The sequence below is a fragment of the Blautia sp. An249 genome, assembly GCF_002159835.1.
Lineage (GTDB): Bacteria > Bacillota > Clostridia > Lachnospirales > Lachnospiraceae > Blautia_A > Blautia_A avistercoris.
The window spans coordinates 1-2,292 of sequence record NZ_NFJL01000054.1; the positions used below are offsets into that span (position 1 = coordinate 1).

Sequence of the window (2,292 nt, forward strand, 5' to 3'; positions counted from 1 at the left end):
CCTCCCGGAGCAGGAGCAGCAGATTTTAATTCTGCATTGTGTCCCGGCGCTGGCAGACGGCGAGATCGGCAGCCTTGCGGGAATGTCACGCAGCGCCGTCCAGCGCCACAGGACAAAGGCCCTGGGCGCATTGCGGGAGAAGTTGGAGAATGACGGAGGGAGGGAACCAGAATGAAGCAGCCGACTTTTCACGGCAGGGTGCTGTTGCCGTTGTCCGTGTATGAGGCGGCCCACGTCGGTGATATACTGGCTATGGGCCAAATCCTGCGGTATTATGACGGCTACATAAACAAGCTGTGTACCCGGACACTCTACGACAAGGACGGTTCGCCCCATGTGCGAGTAGACGAGTACATGAAACACCACCTGCAAAACAAACTTATCCAGGCCATCCTAAAGGACAGCCCATAAGAAAACGCCGGACGCGGCGGCCTGCTGGCCCTGCGCCCGGCGCTTTCTTATGGGGATTTTCCTACGCATTTAGAACCCCGTTCTGGCGGGGATTTGATAATCTGTCCTGCCTCCCCGCCGACCATGCCAAAAAAGCCTTGAAATGGCGGTGATTTTACCGGCCTAAATGCGTAGAGTGCAGGTTCAGTTTTGATGGAGCCTTTCAATAATGCTGCTTTTGGCAAACTGTCGATAAAGAATTGTGGGGATAATCACCGTTAAACAAATAAGGAACGGATAAACAATCAACATCGGCCAAATTACAAAGTGATAGGTGAAGAACCAAAAGCTGCTTGCTATCGCCTGCACAATAACGAGGGAGAACAGCACCCCAACAATCAACGAGGCTATAATTGTCCCCACAGCATAATACAACCCCTCATAGGACAACATCTGCTTGAGCTGTCTGCCTGTCATGCCAATACTTTGTAGCATAGCAAATTCTTTTTGCCGCGTAATAATGCTTGTCAATACCGAATTGATGAAATTTACTATGCCGATCAGACCGATAATAACGCTTAAAGCACCGCCGATTGTAATAATAAGGGATGTCATGCTATGAAAGGACTGAACGTAAGTTTCTTTCGATTCATAGTCCATGCTCGGCTCAATGTTTTCCACATAGTTGCTTAGAAAGCTGCTCATGTCGCTGTCCATTCCGTCCTTAACATTGAACGGAAAACTTACCAAAAGGAGATTGAGGCAGAGCGGCTTGAACTGTTCTGTGGGCAAATAAAAACGTGCCGCGCCCGTGTTTCGTTCTGTATCGGTATTTTCATTGATAAGAACTTTTGCCATAACGGTAAGGTCAAAGCTGTTATCCAGTGTACCGGCTAACCCGTTCATCTTCCAGTGATGAAAGGTGATCGTATCTCCGACATGGATAGATGGATTGTCAATTATATTCCCATTGTCATCCATTGTAAGCGCGTACAGCGTGTATTTTCCCGTTTTAAGAGCATCCCAATCAATTTCGCCCTCGACTACATCCATCGAGCTTAGAAGAAAATCGTCTGCCCCATACAGAGCAATAAGAGGATTTCCATATTCGTCCTTGTTGTAATTTGTTACGGCGTCTGTTTCAGCGGAAAATCTTTCTTCTGTCACCTTGCTGGAATATAGTCTGCCGCCATCCTCGTAGGCGTCCTGTTGTTGGACAGCATTGATAAAGGTTTCGGACAAGTATGTTTCGCTGCGGGCGAAGTTATAGTTGAAATAGTCTGCGGAAGAAATGATAAAATCCTTGTTTAAGAACTTCTCAACATACTTATCAATATCAAAACCACTGGATAGAGTAAATACGGTGTTAAACAGTACCAGGCTCAATGTCATAGACACGATTACAAGGATCGTTCGTTTTCGATTTCTCCCCAAATTTGCCAAGGCCATCCGATGAATTTTTGCGCCGCTGGTTGATTTTTTTACAGCCAGACGGTTCTTTGTTTGAAATGCGCCTGCGTCATTTTCTGTGTAGCGGATAGCTTCAATCGGTGAGATTGCACCTGCGATCTTAGCCGGTTTTCGCACACTGATAGAAACAGTAACAAAAGCAAAGATAGCCGAGCCAATGAATATCAGCGGATTTACTGTCACCACAACGCCAGCGTCGGAAGTATAAGTTGTGCCGTTCATCAGAGCCGGAACTAAAGCGCGGCCAATAAAAAAGCCGATAATCAGGCCAATGGGGATACCTACCGCAGACAGAAGCAGGGCCTGTTTGTTGATAATCTTTTTGATCTGCCGCCTTGTGGTTCCCAATGTTTTAAGCTGCCCGTAGGACTGAATATCTTGAATAACAGAGATTTGAAAAATATTGTAGATAATCAAATAGCCTGTTGCCAT

The 2,292-nt window shown here is 46.6% G+C and carries 3 protein-coding genes; 2 read left to right on the forward strand and 1 reads right to left on the reverse strand.

Going from position 1 to position 2,292, the window contains the following annotated elements; all coding sequences use genetic code 11:
* Window positions 1–175: sigma factor-like helix-turn-helix DNA-binding protein (locus B5F53_RS19395; RefSeq protein WP_275532213.1), on the forward strand; the 175-nt coding region annotated here is incomplete at its 5' end.
* The gene (locus B5F53_RS19400; RefSeq protein WP_076778890.1) at window positions 172–411 is read left to right on the forward strand and encodes a helix-turn-helix domain-containing protein; all 240 of its coding nucleotides are present in this window, start codon (window positions 172–174) and stop codon (window positions 409–411) included. The genes B5F53_RS19395 and B5F53_RS19400, both read left to right, overlap by 4 nt.
* Before the next feature lie 183 nt (window positions 412–594).
* Here the strand turns inward: B5F53_RS19400 and B5F53_RS19405 are convergent.
* On the reverse strand, window positions 595–2,292 hold a 1,698-nt coding region (locus B5F53_RS19405; RefSeq protein ID WP_087227126.1), incomplete at its 5' end, for an FtsX-like permease family protein.

What these genes read in the sequence shown, in the direction of transcription:
- B5F53_RS19400 (WP_076778890.1), top strand. Translation starts at nt 172, where the DNA reads ATGAAGCAGCCGACTTTTCACGGCAGGGTGCTGTTGCCGTTGTCCGTG.